Genomic DNA, 21,199 nt, shown 5'->3' on the forward strand with positions numbered 1-21,199 from the left:
TTCGCTTCTCCATCAGTAAAACCAACCATTAACAGTTGCTGTGGGGATTCAAAAGCAAAAACAAATTTTATTCTCCCTCTTTTTCCAGCTGGTCTTCCAGCTTGCCGCCGAGAAATACCACGCGGTAGAATAACTCCAGGGATTCTAAAAGTTCTTTCTTTTCTCTCTGGTACTGGCGGATCTTAAGGCCGCTGCCGATCTCATCGAAGAGATAATCCTGGTCCTCCGCCTCCACGCGGAACTCGAGGTTTCCTTCCGGGGTAAATTCAAGGAAGAGAATGCCGCCTACGTCCTCGGTGAAGAGAACGCACATGATCTGCAGTTCCTTTTTGATGTTTTCCGGGAGAAGTTTGAATTTCTCGTTGAAGTAATATTTCTGCTGGTATGAGTTTGCACCGCAGAGAATGATGTTTTCCTGTTTATTGTTGTTTTCTGCCATGATATATGTTTGCTCCGTTTCCTGTTATATCGTGTGATTTTTCTCTTTATTGATTCGTTATCTAAGTTCTAATGCATATTTAATTCTTTATTTTATATAACCTGTCCATGGTTTCAGCATTTTTGAAGTTTAACTGCTTTAGAAAAAATTACAGGTATTTTAAAATATCAGATATCGAATCAATATGGTAATCCGCCTTGCTCTGATCGAACCCGAACCGGTCATCTTTGAGTCCAGCGATCGACATTCCGGCCCGGTATGCAGCCTCGATCCCCACAGTGGAATCTTCCACGACAAAGCACTCATCCTCACGGATTCCCAGAGTATCCGCTGTATAGTGGTAGATCTCCGGATTCGGTTTGCTCTGTTTAAACTGCTTTCCACTGACGATCAGGTCAAATTCCGGGCGCATGCCCACCTCCTCCACGATCCTCGAGATCAGCTTCGGACCTGTGGAGGATACCAGCGCGACTGTATAGCCGCGGCGCTTTAATTCCTGCACTGTGGTCTTCATCTCCGGGCGGAAGATCTTCCGATAATCGATCCGGCTGTAAATGTCTCTTTCGGCCCACTCTTTGATCAGTGTTTCCCAGATCTCACCGTTGTCTACGGCCCGCTCCATGACCATCCAGCTATCCTGCCTGCTGCGGCCCACCATCGGGTTGATATCTTCCATTGTGACCGCCGGATTCTTCTCTCTCGCGAATTCCAGCAGATATTTCATGTATACAAATTCACTGTCTACCATAACACCGTCCATATCAAAGAGGACTGCGCGGATCGGGCGTGTGATTTTCATGTGTATTCCTTTCTAATGACCTGACAAAATAGTTTCTGTGTTTTTCTCGCTCTCGTTCCAGTCAGGAATGACGCACAGCGAATTTTACTGGTTTAAATTGTTTTATCATAAGGATCTTAATCCGACTCCCCATAATACAGAAAAGGCGGCTTAAGTGTAAGCCGCCTATATTCTATCGTATTTCCCTCTATTTTGCAAGAATCCCGCGCATTTTCAGGTAGTCTACCACGCACTCCACCATATCATCGTAGGAAAGTTTCGTGGTGTTGATCATCAGATCATAGTTCTCAAGATTCTCCCAGCTCTTTCCGGTATAGTAGCGGTAATAGTCGCGGCGCTCCCGGTCGATCCGCTTAATATTCTTTAAGATATCTTCCTCCGGGAAGTATCCTTTCTCACGGACTTTGTTGATCCTCTCCTCGATCTCCGCATACACAAAGAGCCGGACAAGGTTTTCAGTTCCGTCGAGGACATAGTCGGCGCAGCGGCCGATAATAATACAGGATTCTTCCTGAGCCAGTTTCCGGATGACCGATGACTGGAACCGGAACAGGTTGTCAGATGAGATCAGGTCAGATCCCAGAGACGGGGTTCCGTTTTCCGGAATCAGAGAGTGGATGATCCGGTATAACAGCTTATTTCCGGCTTTTTCATCGGCAAGGTGGAAATAGCTCTCGCGGATCCCGCTCTCCTCGGAGGTCATCTTTAAGATCTCCTTATCGTAAACATGAAGTCCAAGGCGCTCGCCGAGACGTTTCGCCATCTCCGCTCCGCCGCTTCCATACTGTCTTCCGACCGTGATCACAAATTTCTTATTCTCCGCCATAAATGCCTCCTTCTTCCCCTCCCGCCTCTCGGCAGATGTACCTGGAAAAATCATGGGAATGCTTTTTATTCTATCTGTATTTTACCATATATAGTTTGAAATTTTAAGTCTTTTTTATAATATTTTCGCTGTTTTTCAGCTCCTTCGTAAGTTTCACAATTACAAAATACAGGCATATAACTCATGTCTTTACAAGCAATGTCGGATATCCCAGCTTTCGAAGTTCCTGCTCCTGCCGCACTGCATTTTCCATATTCCGGAATGCCCCGGCGCGGACATAATAAAGTCCGTCCTTAAACGTCATAAACGCAGGGAATCCCTGGGATTTCAGGTGCTCCACTTCCCTCTCCGCGTTGGCTCTTACCCGATAGATCCCGGTCTGAACCATATAAAAGCCCGGCATCTCCTCGCCTGCCGTCTGCTTTTCCAGCTCCGCAAATGTCTGCACGATCCCATCCGCGATGGCATCCGCGGTCCGGCTCATGTTCTCATCGAAGAAGTCATTGTCCTTCTCATTGTCGATAAATCCAACTTCCACAAGAACCGCCGGAAGTGCTGTATCCCTGAGGACCACAAGATTCGGCCTCTCACTGATTCCAAGGTCGTTCCAGCCCACCGCCGCAAGCTTTTTGTTGATATTCTCCGCAAATGTCTCCGCATCGCCACCTCTCCCAAAGATCAGGCTCAGAGTTCCGGAAGCAGACCCCGGCACCGCCATGGCATTCCGATGGATCGACAAAAACAGATCCGCCGTGGAGCTGTTCCCGATCTGCGCCTTCTCATATGGACTGTTGTATACATCGCCGACTCTCGTGTACTCCACCCGGACCCCCCGGCGTTCCAGGGCATTTCCGATATCATAAGACAACGCCAGCGTATCGTCCTTCTCCCGTCTGTTCCCATATACCGCCCCCGGATCACTCCCGCCGTGACCCGGATCAATGATGACACTGTTCTGCTTTGCCAAAATTATTCTCCTTTTTCATAAATTTTATGATATGATACAATCATTGAGTCCAAAATCTGCGCTGTCTGGATACCCACAGCGATTTTTTGAATGAATGATCGGATACCTTATCATATTCCCGTATCATCAGACCTGCGCCATCCATGTCTTAAAACTTTCCCTGGCAATCACACGAAAGGATCTCTTTACACCATGTTAATCGTATTCAACCAGATGGTGAGTCTCTTTCTCTTAATGCTCACCGGCTATCTCGCCAACCGATCCGGCGTGATCGATAAGACTTTTGAGTCGAAGGTCTCCCGGTTTATCGTCAATATCTCCCTGCCCGCGACGATCTTAAACGCAGTCACGGGATCTGATATGGCCCATGACCGGGAGATGCTGCCGATCTTTGTGGCGGCGGTCTCCATCTTCCTGGTGGCCCATGTGATCTGCCACTTTATTCAGAAGACCATCCGCTGGAACACGACATATGAACTCATGTTAAACTACAGCAACCTGGGATTCATGGGAATCCCGATCATCTCCACGATTTACGGTGGGGAGTATGTGCTGCATGTTTCGATCTTCATGATGACATTTAACCTGAGTCTTTTTAGTTACGGAGTGTATCTGCTGTCAAAAGATGACGCAAAAAATACTGCTGCGGCTGCTGTTTCTGAAGTGCAGGCTGCCGCTCCAGAAAACAGCGGTTCTCAGAAATCCTCCGGGTTCAACGTCAAAAGGCTTCTCTCCCCCGGGATCCTCTCCGCATTCCTCGCCATCGGCATTTATCTTCTCGATATCCGCCTCCCGCAGCATGCGGTCAGCCTGTTTTCTACCATTGGTGTCACAACAACACCGCTTGCGATGATCGTCATCGGTTCCACTCTGGCCGGAGTGAAGTTTTCCACGGTGTTTACCGATAAGGAATTGTATCTCTTCTCCTTCCTGAAGCTCCTGGTTCTCCCGATGATCACCTTTTTCGTCCTGAGATTCTTTATCAAAGACCGTACATTATTGGAGATCTCCACGATCCTCTCCGGCTGCCCTATTGCTGGAAACGTGTCCATGCTCTGTATGGAATACAACCAAGATGTCACCCTGGTGTCGAAAGGGATCTGTATCTCCACTCTGCTGTCCATGATCTCGATCCCGATCGTGTCGGCATTGGTTGCGATCTTATAAATATCTCTGCCTCAGGCCATCCAACAATTGGTTGGAAATTCCTGCGGCAGATTAAAAAACGCTGTTTTTGCAGCAAAAAGGACATCTGAACCAGAAATACCCTCGTATCTCTCGTTCAGATGTCCTTTTTATTTTTCGTATGTATTCCTATTCCTGTACCTGCACGCCTCGTGGACCTACATGGGTGGCGAATACCACCTGGGTACTGGTCTTGCCGAACTTCTGGAGCTGGCCGAGGAAGCTATCGAGCTGCATTGTGCTCTCGAAGGCAACCTTCATGATCACGGAGTATTCTCCGGTAACGCTGCTGCACTCTAAGATGTTCGGGATTCCTTCCGCGTAGTTATAGAATTTCTGCTTGTCCTCCGGAAGCACGTTGAGGTTGATGAAGGCGAGGATGTGATATCCAAGCTTCATCGGATCGATCTGTGCCTGGTAGGATGTGATGATTCCATCTTTTTCCAGTTTTTCAATTCTTGCTGAAACCGCCGGGGAAGAAAGGAATGTCTTCTCCGCGATCATTTTCAAGGACGCTCTCGCGTTATGCTGCAGGATCTGCAGAATCTCCCTGTCAATATGATCCATAATTATCTCCTTTGTTCCGGTTTTCAAGTATATTTAGCTGTGTCATATGCCCGGAACTCCTTATCTATATACAGATAACCGTTCAGCCGCGCCGCATCCCTACGGCAGACATCTGTGATATCCAGACCACCAAACGATTCCTGCGTTCATGTTTTATCTATGCTGCCCGACCGTATTTTCACGGATCCAGCACTGTTTTAAAGGCACCCGGCTGCTGTCAGTCTGGTATTTCAGATCTCCCCGTGGAACACTTCCGCCGCCGGACCTGTCATAAATACAGTGTCCTTTTCTCTGTCCCAACGGATCAGAAGGTCGCCGCCGAGCAGTGTCACGCGGACTTCATCGTCAGTAAGACCGTTTAAGATGCAGGCGACCGCCGTCGCGCAGGCACCTGTTCCGCAGGCAAGAGTCTCTCCGGAACCACGCTCCCAGACACGCATATTTACATGTCCGCGGTCTACGATCTCCACGAATTCCGTGTTGGTGCGGTCCGGGAATTTTTCGTGGACTTCAAAGGACGGGCCGATCTTTTCGATCTCCATATCCTTGATTCCATCCATAAATACCACCGCGTGGGGATTTCCCATGGACACGCCGGTAAAACGGTACTCTTTTCCATCCACCGTGATCGGCTCCCCGATCTCGGAGGTCTGCACCGGACGCCCCATATCCACCGTCACAAGCTCTACCTTGCCGTCTTTTAATTTCATAGACAGATGCTTGATTCCGGATGCAGTCTCCACGTCGATCTCCGTCTTATCCACGATTCCGTGGTCATAGGCGTATTTTCCGACACAGCGAATCCCATTTCCGCACATGGCACCCCGGGATCCATCCAGATTGTACATGTCCATCTGGCAGTCCGCAACCCTTGACGGCTTAATTAAAATCAATCCGTCCGATCCGATTCCGAAATGGCGGTCGCTGACCATCTTTGCCGTCCCGCAGGGATCTTCCACAGTCTCTTCAAGACAGTTTACATAAACATAATCATTTCCGATGCCCTGCATCTTCGTGAATTTCATATTTTCTCTCCTATATGCTCCATCCCCTGTGCGAGGATCGTCTGGATGTGACCGTCCGCAAGAGAGTAGAGAACGCTCTTTCCTTCCCTGCGGAACTTGACAAGGCGCATCTGCTTCAGGATCCGAAGCTGGTGGGAGATCGCAGACTGTCCCATTCCGAGAAGACTTGCAATATCGCACACACATAACTCCGACTGGCTGAGTGCATACAGAATACGGATCCTTGTGGAATCGCCGAATACCCGGAAGAATTCCGCAAGATTCTGGAGCTCCTCGCCTTCCGGCATCACGTCCATCACCCGTTTTACCACCTTGTCGTGGACATGAATAAACTCACAGTGCGGGGCGATCTTTTCGTCCTCTCTGATACCCATGTTCCTGCTCCTTTACTGCTGCTGCCGCAGGTCATACGGACAGCAGTTCTTTCCACGCAGTTAGCGCACGAGAAGTTTGCTTACTTCGTACTGCTCCTCCGGGATGTCTTTCTTCATATTCAGTGCCTCCTGGATATCGAAATCCACGAACTTGCCGTCCTTGTAGGCTACGATACGGTTGCTCTTTCCTTCCGCCAGAAGTTCTGCAGCTCTCGCACCCATGATGGACGCGTAAACACGGTCCTTACAGGTCGGTGTACCGCCTCGCTGGATGTGGCCAATGATGGTGGCACGGGTCTCGATACCTGTCGCCGCCTCGATCCTTCTTGCCATGGAAGTGGAGTGTCCGATTCCTTCAGCGTTGATGATGATGTGATGCTTTTTGCCGCGCTTTCTGTTCTCAATGATCCGGTTGATCAGGTACTGCTCATTGCCGTCGTAGCGCTCCGGAAGGAGAATATCCTCCGCGCCGTTGGCAATACCGCACCAGAGAGCGATATATCCGGCATTTCTTCCCATAACCTCGATGATACTGCAGCGCTCATGGGAGGTGGAAGTATCACGGACTTTATCGATGGCTTCCATCGCTGTGTTTACAGCGGTATCGAAACCGATCGTATAGTCGGTACAGGCGATATCAAGGTCAATGGTTCCCGGAAGACCGATCGTGTTGATTCCGAGAGCGGAAAGCTTTCCGGCACCGCGGAAGGAACCGTCTCCTCCGATCACAACGATACCATCGATACCATGTTTCTTACATACCTCAGCGCCACGCTTCTGGCCTTCCTCAGTTGTGAACTCCTCACAGCGGGCTGTGTAAAGGATCGTACCGCCGCGGTTGATCGTGTCCGCAACGCTGACGCTGTCCATATCTACGATTTCTTCCTGAAGGAGTCCGGCGTAGCCACGCATGATTCCTTTTACCTTCAGGCCTTTATTGATAGCGGTTCTTACAACCGCACGGATTGCCGCATTCATTCCAGGGGCATCTCCGCCGCTGGTCAATACTCCGATCGTTCTGACTTCTTTCTTTGACATATGGGTTTCCTCCATAAAAAAATTCTGTCAATCATTCGCCGTACACGTCCTTATTTTAATGTAACTGCTCAGTTTTTTCGCAGTCACATGCAAAAATCCATTCCGGATCGACTTCGCCGATGGGATTTTTGCCTTCCAGCCAATGTTCTCTTACGGTCAGCGCAGTGAATGCACAGACCTACCAAACAGTTACATTTTAATACACTTTGCCCTTCTTTTCAATGACCTTTTGCACAACTTTGACATTTTTTTCACCAAGGATCTTATACAGGCGGTTCAGAAGATCCGGCCCTGCGAGGACTGCCCAGTTTTCGGAAAGTCTGCGCATTTTCCGTTCTTCTTTTAAATACATAATGACCCGGTCTTTTCCGTCGGAATCACGGAGTGCCGCCATGACATCGTCGATGTGGCTCGCGTAGAATGCCTGATTTTCGAACTGAAGCCAAAGCTCATTCGGGATATCGGTGAACGGGATCACTTCCTCACAGATCAGCTTTCCTACCGGGTCATCACCGATGGACGCCCGGCCGCGGATAAACACCTTGTTTTCCTCGGTGAACGCCTGACGGTTCTTCTCGTAGATCTTCGGGAACACGAGAACTTCCACCGTTCCCACAAGATCCTCAACGGTGATGAATGCCATGAGCTGGTTCGTCTTTGTAGTCTTCACCTTTTTCGACGTGATCATTCCGCCGATGACCACATTGGAATTATCCTCCACAATGGTCTTTCCGACCTCATCCACAACGAAATCGGAAGTTCTCGCCGTCACATTTTTCTCCCAGAGTTCCCGGTATTCCTCCATCGGATGACCGCTGACATAGATGCCGATGGTCTCCTTCTCGAATGCCAGAAGTGTCTGCTTGTCATACTCGCCCACATCCGGGAACGTGATATGGAAGTTGTCCTTTTCCTCCTCCGGGGCGATGTCAAAGAAGCTCATCTGGCCTTCCATGACCGTCTTTTTCTCTTTTGACTTGCTCTCCAGAAGGTCACCGGAGACAATAAGCTTCTGCTTTCTCGTTCCCGGAAGTGTGTCCAGGGCACCAGATTTAATGAAGCTCTCCAGCGTTCTCTTATTGACTTCCTTGTTGGACATTCTGGACACAAAATCATCGAGGTTTTTGAAGAGACCGCCGCTCTCACGCTCGGCGATGATCACGTCCACCACGGCCCGGCCCACACTCTTGATGGCGGAAAGTCCGTAACGGATACCGTTTCCGGATACGGAGAAGCCGCTGTATCCCTCGTTGATATCCGGCGGCAGGATCGGGATTCCCATGTTCCGGCAGGCGAGAATGTACTCGGAGACCTTCGTGGTGTTGTCCATCACGGAGGTCATGAGCGCCGCCATGAATTCCTTTGGATAATAATATTTTAAAAACGCGGTCTGGTATGCAACCACCGCATAGGCCGCCGCATGGGACTTGTTGAAGGCGTACTTTGCGAAGTCCGTCATGTCATCGTAAATCTGGTTTGCCGTCTTCTCGTCGATCCCGTTGGCGATACAGCCCTTTACGCCCTCTTCCTCATTTCCGTAAACAAAGTTCTGGCGCTCCTTCGCCATGACCGCCGCCTTTTTCTTCGACATGGCACGGCGCACAAGGTCGCTTCGGCCGAGGGTATATCCGGCGAGATCTCGGACGATCTGCATGACCTGCTCCTGGTAGACGATACAGCCGTAGGTCGGCTTTAAGATCGGCTCCAGCTGCGGGCAGGTGTAGGTGATGGATTCCGGGTCATTCTTTCCCTTTAAATATTTCGGAATAAAGTCCATTGGACCCGGACGGTACAGGGAGATTCCGGCTATGATATCCTCCAGGGTAGTCGGCTTCAATTCCTTCATGAAGGTCTTGAAGCCGCCGCTTTCCAGCTGGAACACGCCCTCGTTCTTTCCTGTTCCGAGAGAATCCATGACCTTTTTATCATCATAATCGATGTGCTCGAGATCGAGCTTCACACCGCAGTTCTTTTCGATCATCTTCACCGCGTCCTGGATGACAGTGAGTGTGCGGAGTCCCAGGAAGTCCATCTTTAAAAGGCCCAGTTCTTCCAGCGTCGTCATCGTAAACTGGGTCACGATGGTGCCGTCGGCACCTCTCGATAACGGGACATACTCGTCAATGGAGGTCCTGGAGATCACGACGCCCGCCGCGTGCATGGAGGTGTGGCGCGGGAGTCCTTCCAGTCGCTTTGACATGTCGATGAGCTTTCTTACCTGCTCATCTGAATCATATAGCGCCTTTAATTCCGGGTTTTTCCTGAGTGCCAGGTCCAACGTGATATTTAATTCCGCCGGGACCATCTTCGATACCTGGTCGCAGAGGCTGTAGGGCAGGTCCATGACGCGCCCCACATCGCGGATCACGCCGCGGGCCGCCAACGTACCGAAGGTAACGATCTGCGCCACCTGATCCTTCCCGTACTTTTCCACAACGTAGTCGATAACTTCCTGACGGCGCTCGTAGCAGAAATCCACGTCGATATCGGGCATGGATACTCGTTCCGGGTTCAGGAAACGCTCAAAGAGGAGCTGGTACCGGATCGGATCGATATCTGTGATTTTTAAGCAGTACGCCACGATACTTCCCGCCGCAGACCCCCGCCCCGGTCCCACAGCGATCCCATGGGATTTCGCGAAGTTGATGAAATCCCACACGATCAGGAAGTAGTCCACGTAGCCCATGCTCTTGATGGTTCCGAGTTCATAATCCAGGCGGGCGCGGAGCGTTCCGTCATCATTCGGATAGCGCATCGCGAAGCCCTCATCGCAGAGGTGGTTTAAATAGCCCCAGGAATCGTAGCCCTCCGGCACATCGAATCTCGGAAGTTTTGTGACACCAAACTCGATCTCCACGTTGCAGCGCTCCGCGATCTTGTGGGTGTTCTCGATGGCTTCCGGGGCGTATGGGAAGAGTCTACGCATCTCCTCCTCGGACTTCACATAGTACTGTCCGCCCTCGTAGCGCATACGGTTCTCGTCGGAGACTTTTTTCCCTGTCTGGATACAGAGCAGAATGTCGTGGGCCTCCCAGTCCTCGGCGTTGATGTAGTGGCAGTCGTTTGTCGCCACAAGCGGGATATTTAATTCTTTTGAGAGGCGCATGATCCCCTGATTTACCTGGCGCTGCATCGGAATACCGTGGTCCTGGAGCTCTAGGAAATAGTTGCCATCGCCGAAGATCTCCAGGTGGCGTTTTGCAGCCGCCTTCGCGTCCTCGTAGAGACCTTTTTCCAGATATCTCGGGACTTCACCGGCAAGGCAGGCGCTTAAGGCGATGATTCCCTCGTGGTACTCCCGCATGACCTCCTCATCGATCCTCGGTTTATAGTAGAAGCCGTCCACAAAGCCCTTGGAGACGATCTTCATCAGGTTCTGGTATCCTGTATTGTTTTCCGCGAGGAGGACCAGATGGTAGTAGCGGTCCTCGCCGTGGACAGTCTCACGGTCAAATCTTGAACCCGGGGAGACATACACCTCGCAGCCGATGATCGGTTTGACCCCGGCCGCACGGGCTGCCCGGTAAAAATCGATCACCCCATACATGACACCGTGATCGGTGATCGCCATGCTGTCCATGCCAAGCTCTTTTGCCCGCGCCGCCAACTCTCCGATTTTACTGGATCCGTCCAAAAGACTGTACTCTGTATGGACATGCAAGTGTGTAAATGCCATCTGTCTCCTCCGTATTTTTTATCATCAATTGCAAAAGGACTGTCACCCCGAAAGGCGGCAGTCCCGTAATGTCGCTATATACAGACATGCTTCTTAGTTGTTGCTTAAATATTTCTCAATATCGTTTACTGCTTTCTCTTCGTCCACTCCGTCCGCTGTCACGACCACCTGCTCGCCGACCGGAAGATCAAGCGTCATCATGCCCATGATACTCTTGGCATTGATCTTTTTGTTGTCGCTCTGGACGTAAATTGTACTCTCATAGCTGCTTGCAAGCTGCACTAACATCGCAATCGGTCGAGCCTCCAGACCAGAAGCAAGTTCGATAGTCACCGTACGTTTTGTCATAATAATCCTCCTCAATTGCACAAAGAATGGCGCTTACTAGTCTCCATTCACGTTTCGGTTCCCTGTTCCCGCAGTTTCTCCGCCATCTCACCAAGCTTCCTCAATCGATGGTTGACACCCGATTTTCCAACCGGCGGTTCCAGGTCTTCGCCCAGTTCCTTCAGCGTCGCTTCCGGTTTTAAAAGTCTTGCCTTTGCAATCTGCGCAAGACCATCTGGAAGACTTTCAAAGCCTACCGTGTCGCGGATAAACTCGATATCCTCGATCTGCTTCACAGCGGCTGACACTGTTTTGTTGATGTTTGCCGTCTCGCAGTTGACCTGGCGGTTGACATTTCCGCGCATCTCTTTCAGGATGCGGATGTTCTCCAGTTCCATCAGTGACAGATGGGCCTCCATCACATTCAGGATATCCACGATCTGGCTCCCCTCTTTAATATATACCACATAATAGCGTTTGCGGATGACAATTTTTGCATCAATGTCAAACGTTGCCATAATGGACTGGATCTGGCGGGCTTTCGCATCTGTCGCGCAGACGATCTCAAAATGGTAAAACTTCTCCGGATCACTGATGGAGCCGGATGCAAGAAAAGCGCCGCGCAGAAATGCCCTGCGGCAGCAGGGGTTCTGTACGACCACATTTCCCACAACGGAAAGATTCTCTCCGACCTCTCCGTCCTCCGTAAGAAGTTTTGTGGCTTTCAATACGCGGAGTGCATCCTCATGCTGTTTCACACAGACTGAATAGATCCTGTTTTTTCCCAGGTGCGCATTCCGCCGTATAGAGATATCAGTTTCTATATTAAATGTTTTTCTCAATAATGTAAAGCACTTTCTGGCAACTGTCACATTTTCCGTGTGGATCTTGATGCTGTAATGATCGTCCCCGGAGATCTGGATTCGTCCGCAAAGGCTTAAAATCGCCGCAATTTCGGCGATCTGGCAATGCCTTGCCGGACTCATATGCCTGGAAAGCTCTTCCTTGATCCTGGAAGAAAAAGACATACTTACTTTCCTCCATCCTTCCCCGCGTCCCTGTGTTCCAGCCGGATCTCGTACCGCCCGGACTCCGTCAGACGCTTAAATACTTCTCCTGCGATCGTCACCGAACGATGGCGTCCGCCGGTGCATCCGATCGCGATCACGAGCTGCGTTTTTCCTTCCTGTTCATATTTCGGAATCACGAATTCCAGAAGATCATTCAGTTTCTTTAAGAACTCTTCCCCGGTACCACCCTGCATCACATAGTCCTGTACCGCCTGCTCCGTTCCCGTATGGAACCGGAGTTCCTCCACATAGTAGGGATTCGGGAGGAAGCGCACGTCAAACACCAGGTCGGCATCCGCCGGGATCCCATACTTGAAACCGAAACTCACGACTGTGATGAACATGCTGCTGCATCCATCCGCTTCGCTGTAGAGATTTTCCAGCTCATGGCGCAGTTCTTTTGTCAGAAGTCTGCTGGTGTCGATGACCTGGTCCGCCTCTTTTTTTAAGAAGGCGAGCTTCTCCCGCTCCAGCTCGATTCCCTTTTCCACGCGGCCGTTTCTTGAGAGCGGATGGCTGCGTCTCGTCTCCTTGAAGCGCTTGATAAGAACTTCATCGGAGGAATCCAGGAACAGGATCGAGAACGGGTATTTGTTTTCTCTCCATTTCCGGATGATAATCTCCAGATACGGCAGCTCCTCACCGCTTCGGACATCCACACCCAGGGCGATGTCCTGCTTTTCGCTCTGTCCGTTCATGACCAGCTCCGCAAATTTTTCAATTAAAAGGACCGGCAGGTTGTCGGCACAATAGAAGCCCATGTCTTCCAGTGTTTTTAATGCCGTGGTCTTTCCTGCGCCCGACATGCCTGTCACGATTACAAGTCTCAACGAGAATTCCTCCCTGTATTGTGCACCTTTAAAATTCACCTAAGAGTTTTACTTCCAGCTCGAGATCTACCCCGGAACTCGCCTTTACCCGGCGTTTTACCTCATTGCAAAGTCCCAAAATATCCGCCGCCGTTCCATGATCCTTATTGATCACGAATCCGGCGTGTTTCTCGGAGACCGCGGCTCCGCCGACGGAAAATCCCTTTAAACCGGCATCCTCGATCAGTTTTCCGGCGAAATATCCTTCCGGGCGCTTGAAGGTGCTTCCGGCGCTCGGGTATTCTAACGGCTGCTTCTCTTTTCTCTTTCTTGCCAGCTCTTCCATCTGCGACCGGATCACCTCCGGATCGCCAGGTGTCAGCTTGAATGCCGCGCGGACTGTGAAAAGTCCCAGGCGCTCCAGACAGCTCGTTCTATATCCCAACTCCAGCTCCTCGTTTTTCATCAGCTTCACATTTCCGTCCTGGTCCATCACATCCGCCCACAGGAGTACGTTCTTCATCTCGGATCCGTAAGCGCCCGCATTCATCATGACCGCACCGCCGACGGTTCCCGGGATTCCCGCTGCGAACTCCAGGCCGGTGAGCTCCTCTCTCGCCGCCGTGTTCGCAAGCTTTGAGAGCATCACGCCTGCCCCGGCGATGATAATGTTTTCGTTTTTCTGAACTTCTAATTCAGCGAGACGCTCTGTGCTGATGATCGTGCCACGGAAACCTTTATCTCCCACGAGGAGATTGCTTCCGTTGCCGATCATGTACCAGGGCTGTCCTGACTTTTTACAGTCCAGGACCGCCTCGCGGAGTTCTGTCTCTGATTCCGGAATCATGAACCGGTCTGCCGGACCGCCGACGCGGAATGATATGTGCCGCGCCATCGGCTCATTTGTTCTGATTTCCATGAATGTTTCTCCTTTTTATTCGCTTCTTTTAGCGATATTCGCCTGCACGCGGTTGTAGAGCTCCTGGGCCGCGTTGTAGCCCATCTTCTTCTGACGGTAGTTGACCGCCGCGGACTCTACGATTACTGCCAGATTACGTCCCGGACGGACCGGAATGTTGTGGCAGACAACTTTATTTCCAAGGAACTCCGTGTACTGGTCCTCAAGTCCGAGACGGTCGTATTCCTTATTCTTATCCCACTCTTCGAGCTTGATGACCATGTCGATGGACTGGGTATCTTTTACACTCTCGACACCGAACAGGGTCTTCACGTCGATGATGCCGATCCCGCGCACCTCGATGAGATATCTTGTGATATCCGGGGCGGAACCGACGAGAGTTTCATCGCTGACCTTGCGAATCTCCACAACGTCATCACTTACGAGACGGTGTCCACGCTTGATGAGCTCCAGGGCGGCCTCGCTCTTACCGATTCCGCTCTCGCCTGTGATCAGAACGCCTTCGCCAAATACATCGACGAGAACGCCGTGAATGCTGATGCACGGGGCAAGTTTTGCCTTCAGCCAGCGGATGACTTCCGCCATGGTATCGGATGTCGGTTTTGCGGAGAGCAGGCACGGAACACCGTAATGACTGCAGAGTTCTGCGACCTCCGGCTCCGGTGTCTGGTTTCTGCAGAACACGAGACATGGGATCTTGCTGGAGATCAGCTTGTCATACATGGCGATCCGGCGCTCTCTTGTGAGCCCGGAGAGGTACGCGATCTCCACGTTTCCGATCATCTGTACACGCTCATTGTCAAAATGTGCGTAGAATCCGGTGAGCTGAAGCGCCGGACGGTTCACGTCCGGGTGGGAGACAACGATCTTCTCGCAGTCCAGCTCCGGGGTCAGGTTTTTGAAATCCATTTTTTCTATTAATTCAGCTATTGTAACTCCGTACATGGCATAGTTCTCCTTTCCTGTATCTGGCCGCTGCCTCGAATCATGGCGGCAGTTCTTCGGAACAATTCGCAGCTATTCTATCGATTTAAAATACTGTGTAACTATTCAGTACCTTCATAGTTACACGCAAAAATCCATTCCAGATCAGCTTCGCTGATGGGATTTTTGCCCTCCAGCCTATGTTTTCTTACGGTCAGCGCAGCAAGTGCGCAGACCTACTGAACAGTTACAATACTGTTCTTTTTATCTTATATCCTGTCGGCATCGCTTCTGATATAAATTTACAGCTCTGCGCACAGTTATCTCCATCCTATCATATCACAGGCCGAATGTCACGAGATTTTCCTGCTTCATCCCGTGCATTTACTCCGTGATCTCCGGCGCACGGTCCTTCTCGCGGAAATAGGCGTAGACGCTCTCCGCCGCCCGCTTATTCATGCCCTCCGTGCTCTCAAGCTCCTCCAAGGTTGCATCACGCACCGCCTCCAGGCACTTGAACCGGCGCATCAATGCTTTTCTTCTCGCCGGTCCGATGCCCTCGATATCGTCGAGGACTGAGTGTACCTGTGCCTTGCTTCGCAGACTTCTGTGGTACTCGATGGCGAACCGGTGTGCCTCATCCTGGATCCTCGTCACGAGCTTGAAGCCCTCGGAATGGCGGTCGATGGGGATCTCAACATTATTATAGTAGAGTCCCCTGGTCCGGTGATTGTCATCCTTTACCATGCCGCAGACCGGAATGTTAAGCTTCAGTTCGCTCAGCACACTCAGCGCGATGTTCACCTGTCCGCGGCCGCCGTCCATGAGGATCAGGTCTGGGAACCGCGTAAAGCTTCCGAAGCTTCCATCCGGCGCTTCCGCCCCGTCTTCCTGGTTCTTTCGCTCCTCTTCCAGCTCCTCCATGCCATGGGTGAACCGGCGGGTCAGCACCTCTTCCATGGACGCGTAATCGTTGGGTCCCTGAACGGTCTTTATTTTAAATTTCCGGTAATCATTCCGCTTCGGACGTCCGTCCTCGAAGACTACCATGGAACCAACGGACTCGAAACCGCTGATATTGGAGATATCGTAGGCCTCCATCCTGCGGACTTTTTCCAGCCCCAGCCAGTCTCCCACCTGGTTCATGGCGCCGATGGTCCGGAGTTCTTCTCTCTTGATCTTATCCTTATCCTGGTCAAGCACAAGCTTCGCGTTCTTCTGCGCAAGCTCCACCAGTCGCTCTTTCTGGCCTTTTTTCGGGATCAGGAATTTTACCGCCTGACCGCGGCGTTTCGTGAGCCACTCTGCGATGAGATCCATCTCCGGAAATTTTTCCTGCACCCATATCTCTCTCGGGATAAATGGAGTTCCCGCGTAGAACTGTTTTACAAAGCTTCCGATGATCTGGTAATTGTTGTCTGCCGTGGATGCGGAGACACGGAAATGTTCCCGGCCGATCATCTTTCCATCCCGGACAAAGAATACCTGCACCACAGCGTCCGCGTCGTCCCTCGCCATGGCAATCACATCCCGGTCTTCCATGCTATGGCTCGTGATCTTCTGCTTCTGGGCGACCTGCTTCACGCTGTTTAAGAGTTCCCGGTACTCGATAGCCTGCTCGTACTCCATCGCGTCGGAGGCCGCCATCATCTTTTCCTCCAGCATCGTCAGCACCGGAGTGTACTTTCCGTCCAGAAATTCGATGACCTCGGAGACAGATTTCTTATATTCCACCTCGGAAATATAGCCCTGGCACGGCCCTGAGCACTGTTTGATGTGGTAGTTCAGGCACGGACGTTCCTTTCCGATGTCCTTCGGAAGATTCCTGCTGCATGTCCGGAGCTTCCAGAGCTTGTGGATCAGGTCGATGGTGTCCTTCACCGCTCCGGCGCTGGTATATGGTCCGAAATACCGGCATTTGTCCTTTTTCATGGTTCTGGAGAACAGGACTCTCGGGAACGGCTCGTCCGTAGTGACCTTGATGTAGGGATATGTCTTGTCATCCTTTAACATCGTGTTGTACCGAGGGCGGTGTTCCTTGATGAGGTTGCACTCTAAAACCAGGGCCTCCAGCTCGGAGTCCGTGATGATATACTCGAATCTCGCGATCCTGGATACCATCTTCTCGATCTTGGCCGTCTTGTTCCGGCTGCTCTGGAAATACTGGCGCACACGGTTCTTCAAGCTTATGGCTTTTCCTACATATATGATCTCATCGTGCTTATCATGCATGAGATAAACTCCCGGCGATGCTGGGAGTTTTTTTAATTCTTCTTCAATATTGAAAGGAATATCATTCTCTGTCAACGCAATCTCTCCCCGTCAAACTTTCTGATCATCGCAAGGTGGCGCTTGATGAACATGATCTGGGATCCAACATCATCGCAGCCCACCGGCGGATGGATGTCCAGAACCATGCAGATATCATCCAGTTCTTTCTGGGTTGCATGGGTCTGGAGCTTTGTCAGGCATTCCAGCATCAGATCATAGTTTTTTTCGTCCATGGCATCGAAGAAGTCCAGGAGCTCCTGGTTGACGGGCTGGTCTTCATCTGGGGCCTGGGCGGTGGTGTTTTTGGCGCTGCTGTCGCTGTCTGCCGACGGCTTCTGTTCTGCTGGTACCTGCCGCACTGGCTGAGCTGCATTCTGAGCGGAATTTTCCGCATTCTGTGGCTTTACAAGCCGTACTCTCTCAAACCGATACTTCTGCACCGCATCCGGGTATTTCTCCCGGTCAACTTCCTCTAAAAACATGTCAAGCGGACGCACCCAGATCTTGAAGTCCCCGTAGAGCGCCTGGTAGACTACCATTTCTTCCCCGGTCTCCGAGTGGGTCGCAACCACGATGATCTGATATAACTTATTTTTAAAGTGCCGGTAGAATTCTCCCGGCACTGGTGTTTTACGAATCTGATTCATTTTGTTCTCCATTTTTACTGTTGAGCCGTTTCGGACTCTGTCCCTGCAGATGTTTCTCCGCCATCCGGACCAGCCTCGCCTTCGCCCGGAACTTCCGCTGCCGCTGCGCTGCTTCCGTCCCCGGAAAGTCCCTCTAAATGGTACTTATTCACCGCGCTCCACAGCATCCACTCCTCGTATCCTGCATCCTGGACGGCGCGGACTTCCTCCGCGACCTCAGCATTTCCGTAGGTGATATAATTTCCTTCCCCGAGATATGTGGCTGTGAAGTCCTGAAGCCACGGGCGGACGATCGCCTGGCGGCTCTCATGGTTGTCGGCTCTCGATGCATCCAGCAGGACCTTTCCAGATTTCTGAAGTGCCCCGAAGATCGTTTTATACGGTTCCGTATCCGGGTGTTCCAGCCCGAAGTTTCCAGAGCTGTAGTGGGACGGGTAGATCATCGGGCAGATATAGTCGAGAATCTTCGCCATCTCCGTATAATTCTGTCCGACGGCAGTGGAATCCACGCCGCTTCCGATGATCGTGCCGAACACATCCGCAGAGACGAAAAGTCCCTGGGACGCGAGATTTTCATATAAATACTTGGTACACTCCAGGATCGTATCCGTCTTGGAACGCCCCCGGATCACTGCTTCGTCGTAGACGACCTGACCCGCCGACGCCTCGTTCGGGAATCTCAGATAGTCAAGCTGGACCTCATCAAAGCCGAGATCTTTCGCCTCCGTTCCGACTTCCAGAAGATATTCCCAGACCTCCTGGCGGTGCGGATCCACCCAGTACATTCCCTGGCGGTCCTGGTATAGGCTGCCGTCCGGCAGTTTCAGGCTCCACTCCGGCTTCTTCTCCGCGAGATAGGAATCCCTGAAGGCCGCGACCCGCGCGATCACATAGAGATCCTTCTCCTTGAGGCTCTCGATCAGTTCTTTCATGTCCCGCACATACGGGATACTGGCGCCGATCTCGTTCACCGTCGCCGCATCCACCGGACATGTGATCCGTCCCTGATCCTCCTTGAAGTCGATGACCACCGCGTTGATTCCCGCAGTCAGGGCACCGTCCAGAACACTGTTTAAGACTTCCTCATTTCCTGCCACCGGTCCCGTAATGTAGATGCCGCGGACCTTCTTCGCCTCGCGCCCCGGAAGCGCCGGGTTCGAGGAGTCCACGATCCGCACGGAGATCGTCTTATTTTTATCTTCCCCAGCATCCTCGATCACCAGGACACCGCTGGTCTCCTGGGTGCTCTCCGCCCCGGCTGTTGTCCCTGCTGTCTCAGTCTCCTCCGCCGCCGGTCTGCTGCATGCCGATAACAGGAACAGACCCGCCATGGAGAACGCAAATAGCATTTTTTTCATGTTCGCTCATCCTTTATTTCAATCCACAGTCAGTAATTTCACGGAGACTGGCACATTTATTGATTCCTTGTCAACAGGGAATACTGATTTTTCTCCGTCACTACTGCCATTAAGTTTTCCTGCAGTTTATTTCATCATCTGCCAGGAGATAAGAACTCAAGTTACCACCATAATATCATAAGTATATGGATTTGGGAAAGAAAAATTAAAAAACTACTGTTCAAAATGAGGTTTTTGATGGATAATAGATAGATAGGTACGAACGGCTGCCAAAAGCCGCAGGTACGAAAACTTTTTGAAAATGATCCGGATGTCTGCCCCACAGCTGTTTCAGCCGGATGTCTTTCCTGGAAACTCCAGACCGGCTCATTTTCATTTAATATGACTATTAAGAGGAGAAAAACAAATGATCAAGCAGGGTTTCGACAACGACAAATACCTCGCCATGCAGTCTGACCATATCCGCGAGAGGATCAGCAAATTCGGCGATAAATTATATCTGGAATTTGGCGGCAAGCTGTACGATGATTACCATGCATCCCGTGTACTTCCGGGCTTCGAGCCGGACAGCAAGCTCCGCATGCTCATGCAGCTGGCTGACCAGGCAGAGATCGTCATCGCCATCAATGCCGCTGATATCACAAAGAACAAGGTCCGCTACGATCTGGGCATTACATACGATCTGGATGTGCTGCGCCTGATCCATGTATTCACCGACCGCGGACTCTATGTCAGCAGTGTCGTAATTACCCGCTACGTTGACACACCGGCGATCCAGCAGTTCAAACACAAGCTGGAGAAGCTTGGCCTTAAGGTATACCGCCACTATGAGATCGACGGCTATCCGAGCAACATTCCGCTTATCGTCAGCGATGAAGGTTACGGAAAGAATGACTATATCGAGACGACACGTCCACTCGTTGTCGTTACAGCTCCGGGGCCGGGAAGCGGAAAGATGGCGACCTGCCTTTCCCAGCTGTACCACGAAAATAAGCGCGGCGTAAAGGCCGGATACGCGAAATTCGAGACATTCCCGATCTGGAACCTGCCGTTAAAGCACCCGGTAAACTTAGCTTACGAGGCCGCAACTGCAGACTTGAACGATGTGAACATGATCGACCCGTTCCATCTCGAGGCTTACGGAAAGACCACCGTCAACTACAACCGCGACGTTGAAATCTATCCTGTGCTCAGCGCCATCTTTGAGGGAATCTTCGGCGAATGCCCGTACAAATCCCCGACCGATATGGGTGTCAACATGGCCGGTCTCTGCATCTTCGATGACGAGGCATGCCGCGAGGCTTCCTGCCAGGAGATCATCCGCCGCTACTACCAGGCTCTTGAGAAGGTCGTAAAAGATGATTCCTGCCAGAACGAGGCATACAAGATCGAACTGATCATGAAGCAGGCAAAGATCTCCCCGAAGGACCGCGTTGTTGTTCCTGCCGCTGTAAATCTTGCGAAAGAGACAGATGCCCCGGCTGCTGCCCTGGAACTCCCGGACGGAAAGATCGTTCTCGGTAAGACAAAGGAGCTCCTCGGCGCTTCCGCTGCCGTTCTCTTAAACGCAGTGAAGGAGCTGGGCGGAATCGACCACTCCATCGACCTGATCTCCCCGGAGTCCATCGCTCCGATCCAGGAATTAAAGGTCCGTTACCTCGGCAGCGGCAACCCGAGACTGCACACCGATGAGGTGCTCATCGCCCTCTCCACCTGTGCTGCTACCGACGAGAACGCAAGGATCGCTTTAGAACAGCTCCCGAAGCTCCGCGGTTGCCAGGTACACACAACAGTTATGCTGTCCAATGTAGATAAGAATGTCTTTAAGAAGCTCGGCATCGGACTTACCTGTGAGCCGGTGCAGGAAGATAAGAAAATTGGGTAATTCCTAGATTGCAAAGACCGCCGTCTGCCAGTAGGATGTCCTGCGACAGACGAGCGGTTCTTTTTTCGTCCGACACTCTGTTGAAACGCAAAG

At 51.4% G+C, this 21,199-nt stretch carries 19 protein-coding genes; 2 read left to right on the plus strand and 17 right to left on the minus strand.

Going from position 1 to position 21,199, the window contains the following annotated elements:
- Positions 1-67 precede the first annotated feature (67 nt).
- The 4 genes from DW677_RS13350 to DW677_RS13365 form a co-directional block, all read right to left on the minus strand.
- A complete protein-coding gene (locus DW677_RS13350; RefSeq protein WP_117470040.1) occupies positions 68-439 on the minus strand; it encodes a DUF6145 family protein in 372 nt (123 codons plus the stop codon).
- A 148-nt stretch (positions 440-587) separates the two neighbouring features.
- Positions 588-1,238 carry an HAD family phosphatase gene (locus tag DW677_RS13355; RefSeq protein WP_117567572.1) on the minus strand — a complete coding sequence of 217 codons (651 nt, stop codon included), beginning with the start codon at positions 1,236-1,238 and terminating at the stop codon, positions 588-590.
- 187 nt (positions 1,239-1,425) lie between these two features.
- The gene (locus DW677_RS13360) at positions 1,426-2,064 is read right to left on the minus strand and encodes a cytidylate kinase-like family protein (RefSeq protein ID WP_015552589.1); all 639 of its coding nucleotides are present in this window, start codon (positions 2,062-2,064) and stop codon (positions 1,426-1,428) included.
- A gap of 181 nt (positions 2,065-2,245) precedes the next feature.
- The gene (locus DW677_RS13365; RefSeq protein ID WP_117470042.1) at positions 2,246-3,031 is read right to left on the minus strand and encodes an N-acetylmuramoyl-L-alanine amidase; all 786 of its coding nucleotides are present in this window, start codon (positions 3,029-3,031) and stop codon (positions 2,246-2,248) included.
- A 192-nt stretch (positions 3,032-3,223) separates the two neighbouring features.
- On the opposite strand from DW677_RS13365, the gene DW677_RS13370 reads away from it, so the two are divergent.
- The gene (locus DW677_RS13370; RefSeq protein ID WP_165859991.1) at positions 3,224-4,198 is read left to right on the plus strand and encodes an AEC family transporter; all 975 of its coding nucleotides are present in this window, start codon (positions 3,224-3,226) and stop codon (positions 4,196-4,198) included.
- Positions 4,199-4,345: 147 nt separating this feature from the next.
- Here the strand turns inward: DW677_RS13370 and DW677_RS13375 are convergent, their stop codons facing one another.
- The 13 genes from DW677_RS13375 to DW677_RS13435 form a co-directional block, all read right to left on the minus strand.
- On the minus strand, positions 4,346-4,783 hold the full coding sequence (locus tag DW677_RS13375) for an Lrp/AsnC family transcriptional regulator (protein WP_015552591.1): 438 nt from the start codon (positions 4,781-4,783) through the stop codon (positions 4,346-4,348).
- A 230-nt stretch (positions 4,784-5,013) separates the two neighbouring features.
- Positions 5,014-5,808 (minus strand): diaminopimelate epimerase, encoded by a 795-nt coding sequence (gene dapF / locus DW677_RS13380; RefSeq protein WP_117503422.1) that lies wholly within the window; start codon positions 5,806-5,808, stop codon positions 5,014-5,016.
- Positions 5,805-6,182 (minus strand): metalloregulator ArsR/SmtB family transcription factor, encoded by a 378-nt coding sequence (locus tag DW677_RS13385; protein WP_015552593.1) that lies wholly within the window; start codon positions 6,180-6,182, stop codon positions 5,805-5,807. The genes dapF and DW677_RS13385 overlap by 4 nt, the downstream gene beginning before the upstream one ends.
- A gap of 60 nt (positions 6,183-6,242) precedes the next feature.
- The gene (gene pfkA / locus DW677_RS13390) at positions 6,243-7,220 is read right to left on the minus strand and encodes a 6-phosphofructokinase (protein WP_015552594.1); all 978 of its coding nucleotides are present in this window, start codon (positions 7,218-7,220) and stop codon (positions 6,243-6,245) included.
- Between the two features lie 196 nt (positions 7,221-7,416).
- Positions 7,417-10,896, minus strand: coding sequence for a DNA polymerase III subunit alpha (locus DW677_RS13395; RefSeq protein WP_117567574.1), 3,480 nt, complete (start codon positions 10,894-10,896; stop codon positions 7,417-7,419).
- Between the two features lie 93 nt (positions 10,897-10,989).
- Positions 10,990-11,244, minus strand: coding sequence for an HPr family phosphocarrier protein (locus DW677_RS13400; RefSeq protein ID WP_015552596.1), 255 nt, complete (start codon positions 11,242-11,244; stop codon positions 10,990-10,992).
- Positions 11,245-11,291: 47 nt separating this feature from the next.
- Complete coding sequence (gene whiA / locus DW677_RS13405) at positions 11,292-12,251, minus strand: DNA-binding protein WhiA (RefSeq protein ID WP_117484977.1); 960 nt, start codon at positions 12,249-12,251, stop codon at positions 11,292-11,294.
- Between the two features lie 2 nt (positions 12,252-12,253).
- A complete protein-coding gene (rapZ, locus tag DW677_RS13410; RefSeq protein ID WP_117470045.1) occupies positions 12,254-13,123 on the minus strand; it encodes an RNase adapter RapZ in 870 nt (289 codons plus the stop codon).
- A 28-nt stretch (positions 13,124-13,151) separates the two neighbouring features.
- The gene (gene murB / locus DW677_RS13415) at positions 13,152-14,021 is read right to left on the minus strand and encodes a UDP-N-acetylmuramate dehydrogenase (RefSeq protein WP_117470046.1); all 870 of its coding nucleotides are present in this window, start codon (positions 14,019-14,021) and stop codon (positions 13,152-13,154) included.
- A 15-nt stretch (positions 14,022-14,036) separates the two neighbouring features.
- Positions 14,037-14,966 (minus strand): HPr(Ser) kinase/phosphatase, encoded by a 930-nt coding sequence (gene hprK / locus DW677_RS13420; RefSeq protein WP_117567575.1) that lies wholly within the window; start codon positions 14,964-14,966, stop codon positions 14,037-14,039.
- A 363-nt stretch (positions 14,967-15,329) separates the two neighbouring features.
- On the minus strand, positions 15,330-17,252 hold the full coding sequence (uvrC, locus tag DW677_RS13425) for an excinuclease ABC subunit UvrC (RefSeq protein WP_347465916.1): 1,923 nt from the start codon (positions 17,250-17,252) through the stop codon (positions 15,330-15,332).
- Complete coding sequence (locus DW677_RS13430; RefSeq protein WP_242990571.1) at positions 17,249-17,863, minus strand: DUF1653 domain-containing protein; 615 nt, start codon at positions 17,861-17,863, stop codon at positions 17,249-17,251. Before DW677_RS13430 ends, uvrC begins: the two co-directional genes overlap by 4 nt.
- Before the next feature lie 14 nt (positions 17,864-17,877).
- Positions 17,878-19,221, minus strand: a complete 1,344-nt coding sequence (locus DW677_RS13435; RefSeq protein WP_117470047.1) for a putative glycoside hydrolase — start codon at positions 19,219-19,221, stop codon at positions 17,878-17,880.
- Between the two features lie 409 nt (positions 19,222-19,630).
- Here DW677_RS13435 and DW677_RS13440 point away from each other — a divergent pair, with 409 nt between their 5' ends.
- On the plus strand, positions 19,631-21,106 hold the full coding sequence (locus tag DW677_RS13440) for a DUF1846 domain-containing protein (RefSeq protein ID WP_117470130.1): 1,476 nt from the start codon (positions 19,631-19,633) through the stop codon (positions 21,104-21,106).
- Positions 21,107-21,199: the final 93 nt, after the last annotated feature.

The organism is Clostridium sp. AM25-23AC (assembly GCF_003435125.1).
Lineage (GTDB): Bacteria > Bacillota > Clostridia > Lachnospirales > Lachnospiraceae > Pilosibacter > Pilosibacter fragilis.

Bases quoted from the DNA above. Each gene is read 5' to 3' on its own strand.
- DW677_RS13350 (WP_117470040.1), bottom strand. From the start codon at position 439: ATGGCAGAAAACAACAATAAACAGGAAAACATCATTCTCTGCGGTGCA.
- DW677_RS13355 (WP_117567572.1), bottom strand. From the start codon at position 1,238: ATGAAAATCACACGCCCGATCCGCGCAGTCCTCTTTGATATGGACGGT.
- DW677_RS13360 (WP_015552589.1), bottom strand. From the start codon at position 2,064: ATGGCGGAGAATAAGAAATTTGTGATCACGGTCGGAAGACAGTATGGA.
- DW677_RS13370 (WP_165859991.1), top strand. From the start codon at position 3,224: ATGTTAATCGTATTCAACCAGATGGTGAGTCTCTTTCTCTTAATGCTC.
- DW677_RS13375 (WP_015552591.1), bottom strand. From the start codon at position 4,783: ATGGATCATATTGACAGGGAGATTCTGCAGATCCTGCAGCATAACGCG.
- dapF (WP_117503422.1), bottom strand. From the start codon at position 5,808: ATGAAATTCACGAAGATGCAGGGCATCGGAAATGATTATGTTTATGTA.
- DW677_RS13385 (WP_015552593.1), bottom strand. From the start codon at position 6,182: ATGGGTATCAGAGAGGACGAAAAGATCGCCCCGCACTGTGAGTTTATT.
- pfkA (WP_015552594.1), bottom strand. From the start codon at position 7,220: ATGTCAAAGAAAGAAGTCAGAACGATCGGAGTATTGACCAGCGGCGGA.
- DW677_RS13395 (WP_117567574.1), bottom strand. From the start codon at position 10,896: ATGGCATTTACACACTTGCATGTCCATACAGAGTACAGTCTTTTGGAC.
- DW677_RS13400 (WP_015552596.1), bottom strand. From the start codon at position 11,244: ATGACAAAACGTACGGTGACTATCGAACTTGCTTCTGGTCTGGAGGCT.
- whiA (WP_117484977.1), bottom strand. From the start codon at position 12,251: ATGTCTTTTTCTTCCAGGATCAAGGAAGAGCTTTCCAGGCATATGAGT.
- murB (WP_117470046.1), bottom strand. From the start codon at position 14,021: ATGGAAATCAGAACAAATGAGCCGATGGCGCGGCACATATCATTCCGC.
- hprK (WP_117567575.1), bottom strand. From the start codon at position 14,966: ATGTACGGAGTTACAATAGCTGAATTAATAGAAAAAATGGATTTCAAA.
- DW677_RS13430 (WP_242990571.1), bottom strand. From the start codon at position 17,863: ATGAATCAGATTCGTAAAACACCAGTGCCGGGAGAATTCTACCGGCAC.
- DW677_RS13435 (WP_117470047.1), bottom strand. From the start codon at position 19,221: ATGAAAAAAATGCTATTTGCGTTCTCCATGGCGGGTCTGTTCCTGTTA.